Origin of the sequence: Vibrio sp. 10N.222.46.A1 (genome assembly GCF_041473595.1) — a bacterium.
Classification (GTDB): domain Bacteria; phylum Pseudomonadota; class Gammaproteobacteria; order Enterobacterales; family Vibrionaceae; genus Vibrio; species Vibrio tasmaniensis_A.
Window position 1 is genome coordinate 1 of record NZ_JBFRSN010000271.1, and the last position, 5,803, is coordinate 5,803.

The window sequence follows — 5,803 nt, forward strand, 5'->3', positions numbered from 1 at the left end:
ATGTAATTTGGTTTATTTTGTCTTTATTTGCGACTTCTCATTACTTGCATAGTTTTTGTTTATTTCTTGGAAGGTGGCGTTAGATGCTTTTTGATGTGTTCTCGAACTTGAGCATGTCGCTGATCTTGAATACTGCGTTTGTGATAAATCATTTTCATTTCGTAGTTACGCAACGCAAATGGCGGTTCGAGGACTTTTAGCCCTAACTCTTCTGCTAAATTAAACATGGACTCACTGACAATACACACCGCGTCAGAGTTACGAGCGTTCAGCAGTAGATTCGATTGACCGGAAACTTCTCGAACCACGTTACGCTCAAATGCTTCTTCAGTTCGGGTTTCTAGCGCGCTTACATTTTTGTCTTTTAGGCGCAGCATGATGTGCTCGGCGTTTTTGAACTGCTCAAGGGAGATGGTATCGCCAATCGTTGGGTGGTCTTTACGACACGCAAGTGCGAGCTTTTGGGAGCCGATCGATTCGACAATAAAGGAGTGATCAGTAACAGAGATGTCGTCGACAACAATATCCACCTCTCCGGTTCTTAGTTTGTCCAAAATGCTGTATTCGATGGCGGGAGTTTCAACAAAGTAGACGCCTTCATAGCCAGGGAGTGCCTGCATGATCACTTCTGGGCAGCAGATTTTTAGCTTTCTCTCTTCTTCAAATACTGAGTCGAGCCGACCTAATATTTCTCGGCATTGCTCAGCAAGATAATGCGCATCTTCTGTCGGCTGAATTGAACGACTGGTGCGATAAAACATGATCTTTCCGCTCTGCTCTTCAAAGTTTTTTATCGCGGCGGTCATTGATGGCTGAGTCATATTCATATGTTCTGCTGCCTTAGAAATACTCTTGAAGTCATAGGCTGCGAGAAAGTGTTTAATCAGATTGAGATTCATATAGGTGTGCCCTGTAGAAAGAGATTAAATAGTTTGAATACGACTCAGTGATCGTTGTGTCGATGATGGTAGAGTCAGTGGTGCCGAGATTTAGCTTAAATTATGTGTTGAGAACATGCGCTATATATTTGTTGGAAAACACATTTTTTTACCAAAATAACAAATCACGATATGATGGGTGAAAAGTAACCAGCAACCAGTAACTAGAACAAGGAGTGCTCATGAAACAGGTCGGAGATACGGTTATCAAACCTTTTCACAAGGCAGCCTGCCATTGTGGTGCGGTTGAATTAGAGCTCAGCTTACCTAACGGGATAGAAAAACCACGCCGTTGTGATTGTTCTATCTGCCGTCGTAGAGGGGCGATTGTAGGCTCTGTGGCGCTGGATGGTATCAAGATCCTCAAAGGTGCTGAGCATCTCAAGCTTTATCAATTCAATACCCACACCGCGAAGCATTACTTCTGCTCAAACTGCGGTATCTATACTCATCACCAACGCCGCTCAAGCCTCAATGAATATGGATTTAACATCGGTTGTTTGGAAGGAGTAAACCCTTTTGATATTGGCGATGTGGTGACTAATGATGGTGTCAATCACCCTGCTGATCGCTAAATAACTCGTCGTTTGAGAACCAATTATTTGATAACTAATGGATAGAGGAAGGGATTATGTCTGAATATAGTGCGGTGATTCGTTGGGCTCGTGGTGACGATGAAGCCTTTAGTGACAACCAATACAGTCGCGGTCATACGTGGGAGTTCGATGGTGGTATCACTGTGCCAGCTTCATCTTCTCCTCATGTTGTGCCACTGCCGTTTTCGGTGGAAGCGAATGTCGACCCAGAAGAAGCGTTTATCGCGGCACTTTCTAGCTGCCATATGCTGACGTTTTTGGGCATTGCTGCAAAGCAGAAGTACGTGATCGACTCTTATGTGGATGATGCGATTGGTGTGCTGGAAGAAGATGAATCTGGCCGCTCGTCTATCACTAAGGTGACTCTGCGACCTGATATTGTGTTCTTAGGCACTAAGAAGCCAACTGCCAAACAGCTCGACAAACTGCATCATTTAGCGCACAAAAACTGCTTTATCGCGAACTCGGTCAAGACTGAAATTGTGGTCGAGATGCGAGATTAATTTAAATTAGTCACAAGATTTCTCTGGAAGCTTCGTCTTTTGAGCCTTGTCATCGTCTTAAGGGTATTCAGGCAATCCAGTTGATTGCAAAAGAACCAAACACACTATTTGAGGAACCCTCCATGACAGCGTTTAACAGTGCATCGAATTACGGTGAACATGCGTTTATCAAAAGCAAACCAGAGATGCTAGAGAGCATTTACAACACCACCGATGTATTCCCATATTGGGTTGCCGATATGGATTTTCAGGTAGCAGAACCGATCACTCAAGAGCTGAATCGTTTGGTTGGGCGCGGTGTGTACTCTTACGAGTTTCATGAGCAGGCGGTGTTTGAAGCGCTTTCTCAATGGTATTCAATGCGTCATGGCTTGAACCTATCTGCTGATAAGTTCGTTCAGGTGCCGGGTGTGCTTTCTGGTATCGCGTTGTTACTGCGTCAATTCACCAATGAAGGTGATGGTGTGTTAATCCATACGCCAGCGTATCACCAGTTTTCTAACTTGGTGAACAAGGCTAATCGTCAGGTGGTGAACAGCCCACTGATTAATGATGAGCAAGGTTACCGCATTGATTTCGATGGTATGGAACAGCAGATAATCGAACACAAAGTAAAAACGATGATTTTCTGTAATCCTCACAACCCAACAGGTCGTGTGTGGACACAGCAAGAAATTGAACAAGTCATCGAGATCGCCAAGCGCCACGATGTGCTGATCATCAGCGATGAAGTCCACTCAGACATTATCTTTGAAGGTCACGCTTTCACTAGCTTGACCAGCTTTGATTACGACAAGGTCATCACCTTGATTGGCTCTCCGGCGAAAACCTTTGGCATGCACAGCATCTCAAACGGCTATGTGTACACCAACAAAAATGAGCTATTTGAAGCGTTCAAAACCAATGTCGCGGCGATGTATCTTGACCATGGTAATGCCTTGACGACGTTTGCGACGATTGCTGCCTTCGAAAAGGGTGAAGAGTGGTTAGATGGTATGTTGGCGTATCTGCAAGGCACAGTTAAGTGGATTACCGAATTTTCAGAGCAGCGAATTCCTCAGTTAAAAGTCTTCCAACCGCAAGGCACTTACCAAGTGTGGTTTGATTTTTCTGAGTTAGGTTTCTCGGAAGAAGATTTAAAGAGCGTGGTGTTTGAACAAGCTAAAATGGGATTAACACCGGGCGGCTGGTTTGGCGCTGAGAGTTATCATTTTATGCGAATGAACATCGCGACTTCGCGTGACAATATTGAGCAATCATTTACTGCGTTGGCTGATGCGATTGAGGGTTTTGAGCGAGGAAGTCAGGAGAGTTCAAACTGCTGCGATAGTGGCAATTCAAAAAGCTGCTGTTGATTATCCATGTTGAATTGAAAATGCTTAGCCGCTGATGCTGATGCTGATGCTGGTGCTGATTCTGATCAATAGGCTGTAAAGTACGAAAAACCGCGAGGCTGCTTAGCGCATCACTGGCGGTTTTTTTGTGTCTGTGTAATTCTAAGCATGATTTTATTGATAGAGAATTTTGAGTTGCTGAGTGGTAGTTAGAGAGCGCTTGGATGATTAGTAGAGATTGGTTGGCAGAGAGTTATGTTTAGTGTCCCACTGAATAGTTTTGTACATCGTGTGAGTGATAAAAGCCAAGTGATGGCGAATGCGACTGAGTGTGGATGCCAGTTGAAGCGAGTTCGACGTTCACGCAACTGGCTGTTGGTGGCTCAAGATCATCAACTCATTGAATTTAAAACCAAGTTAACCCATGAAAAAGACGATTGGATAGCAACTGCAATCGACAAAGTGCTGCCTAAGCCTGTGGTGTGTTTGGCATCGTTGTTAGCCGCTACGCCCTCGATGACGGTCGCGCAGTTAGTGATGGAATCAGGATGTTCAATGGCAGAAGCAAGGCGTGCTATTGATGAACATGAAGGGTTGTAGGCGTATTCGAATCGTGAGCAGCAAAAAGCCCGTAACGATATTATGCTTATTCAGCGCAATATCGTTACGGGCTTTATTATCTGCGCTTATGCTGCTTAAGCTAAGCCATGTGGCTTATAAAGCGTTTACTCGATTAAGAGTTCGCTACTTTTACACGAATCGTGTTTTTGCCAAGCTTTGACAAGTTTAGCTTGTTTAGTGCCGCTTTCGCTTCTTCGTGCTCTGGCATTTCAACAAATGCAAAGCCTTTAGATTCGCCAGTTTCTTGGTCTAAAACTAGGCTGCACTCTTTTACTGAGCCGAACTCAGAAAATAGAACACGGATGTCTTGCTCAGCAGTAGAGCGCGATAGGTTACGAACTAGAAGTTTCATAATAAACCTTGAATATGAATTTACGCCGAGCATTGTCGCACACTTTCATGCTCACCCTCACAAATAATTAGCTCGAATAGCTCTGTTTACCTGTTCGACGCTCTCTTTGACCGTTAACCGCGGTTTATCGTGATATCTGATACAAATCCATGCTCAGTGCTGGTTAACGCCTGTTGCAGCATTTGAGCGGCTTCTTGAGCTGTCATAAAGCTTGAAGTATCCATTGCTTTGCCGCTGGTTCCCCAAAACTCTGTCGCCATTCCGCCGGGATAAACCGCAACGATTTTCATCGGGTGACCTTTGAGCTCTAACCTTACCGATTCGATAAAGCCTTTTACTGCCCATTTTGCTGCGCAGTAGGTGGACTCTTCTGCTTTAGCGCCTTGAGCCGCGGTCGACATCACGACTGCAATGGTGACGGGTTGATCTTTGTAACGCTGAACCAGCTCGCGAATCAGAAATATCGAGGACTCGATATTGTTTTTGAGCATGTCACTGATCGCCGCTGGATCTTGCTGTTCTATCTTACCGAAGTATCCACTGCCAGCGCTGTGAACCACCAGTTTTGGTGTTTCTGGCAATGCATCAAGCAGTTCGCTCACGGAGTTCGGGTCACATAGATCACAGGTTTGGCTAACGGTATCTGCTGGCAGGCTTTTCGCTAATTCAGCTAAACGCTGTGAGCTGCGGCCAGTGATCATTAAGCGCTGACGGCTGTTTGATGCGTTCGCATATTGCTTAGCTAAAGCTGCGCCTAAACCGCTGCTTGATCCGGTGATTAAAATCATGGGGACTCGGGATTGTTGAATTGAATCGAGATAGTAAGGCTTTGAAAGCTTGTTTTCTGAGATCTAAGACCAAGATGCTGAGGCTCATGACTAAGATTGCTCGATAGAATTGAGGTTTGAGAAAGTGATGTAAGCCAGGACGGAAAAAAGAAGGAGTACTAAAAAGTAAAAACGCCGGCATAGCGCCAGCGCTTTTGAAAATCAGATTACTCGTCGTCGAACTGTTTGGTCGTGAATGAGTCTTCGATTCTGTTGAGCTCTTCTTGATCTTTCACTCGCTGTTCTTCTTGGCGAATGACTTTCGCTTCATTGAAGCGTTTCTTTTCCGACTTAGTCAGGAATTTTACAGCTTTCTTGTTGGTCAGTGCGTAAGCAACTACGTCTTCGCCTTTTTCTCTGCGGTCGTTTACGCGTTGTGAGAAACGTTCATTGTCGCGAGCTTTACGCTCCGCTGAGGTCAACTTGCTCATGCTTTAAAGCCTTTTCAATTATTCATGGTAGGGAATCTACGCTTAGCGAAACAAATGGGGACTGCTTAGTGTCAGTCTAGTCCATTTGTATGCTGGTGGCGCATCTTAGCACAGTGGCTTGAGCATGCAGGTATGCTATTCGAGGGATTAAACAAAACAGCCCACAATTTTCGTTGTGGGCTGTTTTGTTACGTACTGTAG

General features: G+C 44.9%; 8 protein-coding genes. 4 read left to right on the top strand and 4 right to left on the bottom strand.

Annotated features, from left to right (window positions below):
* Positions 1-59 precede the first annotated feature (59 nt).
* Complete coding sequence (locus AB4496_RS09250) at positions 60-899, bottom strand: LysR family transcriptional regulator (protein ID WP_009846071.1); 840 nt, start codon at positions 897-899, stop codon at positions 60-62.
* Between the two features lie 221 nt (positions 900-1,120).
* On the opposite strand from AB4496_RS09250, the gene AB4496_RS09255 reads away from it, so the two are divergent.
* The 4 genes from AB4496_RS09255 to AB4496_RS09270 all read left to right on the top strand — a co-directional run bounded on the left by AB4496_RS09255 (position 1,121) and on the right by AB4496_RS09270 (position 3,971).
* Positions 1,121-1,513: a GFA family protein gene (locus AB4496_RS09255; RefSeq protein ID WP_009846072.1), complete on the top strand. Its 393-nt coding sequence runs from the start codon at positions 1,121-1,123 to the stop codon at positions 1,511-1,513.
* A gap of 56 nt (positions 1,514-1,569) precedes the next feature.
* The gene (locus tag AB4496_RS09260) at positions 1,570-2,037 is read left to right on the top strand and encodes an OsmC family protein (RefSeq protein ID WP_009846073.1); all 468 of its coding nucleotides are present in this window, start codon (positions 1,570-1,572) and stop codon (positions 2,035-2,037) included.
* A 122-nt stretch (positions 2,038-2,159) separates the two neighbouring features.
* Positions 2,160-3,392: a MalY/PatB family protein gene (locus AB4496_RS09265; RefSeq protein WP_102257693.1), complete on the top strand. Its 1,233-nt coding sequence runs from the start codon at positions 2,160-2,162 to the stop codon at positions 3,390-3,392.
* Between the two features lie 234 nt (positions 3,393-3,626).
* Positions 3,627-3,971, top strand: a complete 345-nt coding sequence (locus AB4496_RS09270; protein WP_012601239.1) for a ribosome recycling factor family protein — start codon at positions 3,627-3,629, stop codon at positions 3,969-3,971.
* 133 nt (positions 3,972-4,104) lie between these two features.
* On the opposite strand, the gene AB4496_RS09275 is transcribed toward AB4496_RS09270, so the two are convergent.
* From AB4496_RS09275 to AB4496_RS09285, 3 genes are all read right to left on the bottom strand, one after another.
* Positions 4,105-4,344 (bottom strand): RNA-binding protein, encoded by a 240-nt coding sequence (locus AB4496_RS09275; protein ID WP_004732698.1) that lies wholly within the window; start codon positions 4,342-4,344, stop codon positions 4,105-4,107.
* A 113-nt stretch (positions 4,345-4,457) separates the two neighbouring features.
* A complete protein-coding gene (locus AB4496_RS09280; RefSeq protein ID WP_102257692.1) occupies positions 4,458-5,132 on the bottom strand; it encodes an SDR family NAD(P)-dependent oxidoreductase in 675 nt (224 codons plus the stop codon).
* 206 nt (positions 5,133-5,338) lie between these two features.
* The gene (locus AB4496_RS09285) at positions 5,339-5,602 is read right to left on the bottom strand and encodes a hypothetical protein (RefSeq protein ID WP_017098840.1); all 264 of its coding nucleotides are present in this window, start codon (positions 5,600-5,602) and stop codon (positions 5,339-5,341) included.
* Positions 5,603-5,803 lie beyond the last annotated feature (201 nt).

Coding starts and splice junctions, on each gene's coding strand:
- AB4496_RS09250 (WP_009846071.1), bottom strand. CDS start 899: ATGAATCTCAATCTGATTAAACACTTTCTCGCAGCCTATGACTTCAAG.
- AB4496_RS09255 (WP_009846072.1), top strand. CDS start 1,121: ATGAAACAGGTCGGAGATACGGTTATCAAACCTTTTCACAAGGCAGCC.
- AB4496_RS09260 (WP_009846073.1), top strand. CDS start 1,570: ATGTCTGAATATAGTGCGGTGATTCGTTGGGCTCGTGGTGACGATGAA.
- AB4496_RS09265 (WP_102257693.1), top strand. CDS start 2,160: ATGACAGCGTTTAACAGTGCATCGAATTACGGTGAACATGCGTTTATC.
- AB4496_RS09270 (WP_012601239.1), top strand. CDS start 3,627: ATGTTTAGTGTCCCACTGAATAGTTTTGTACATCGTGTGAGTGATAAA.
- AB4496_RS09275 (WP_004732698.1), bottom strand. CDS start 4,344: ATGAAACTTCTAGTTCGTAACCTATCGCGCTCTACTGCTGAGCAAGAC.
- AB4496_RS09280 (WP_102257692.1), bottom strand. CDS start 5,132: ATGATTTTAATCACCGGATCAAGCAGCGGTTTAGGCGCAGCTTTAGCT.
- AB4496_RS09285 (WP_017098840.1), bottom strand. CDS start 5,602: ATGAGCAAGTTGACCTCAGCGGAGCGTAAAGCTCGCGACAATGAACGT.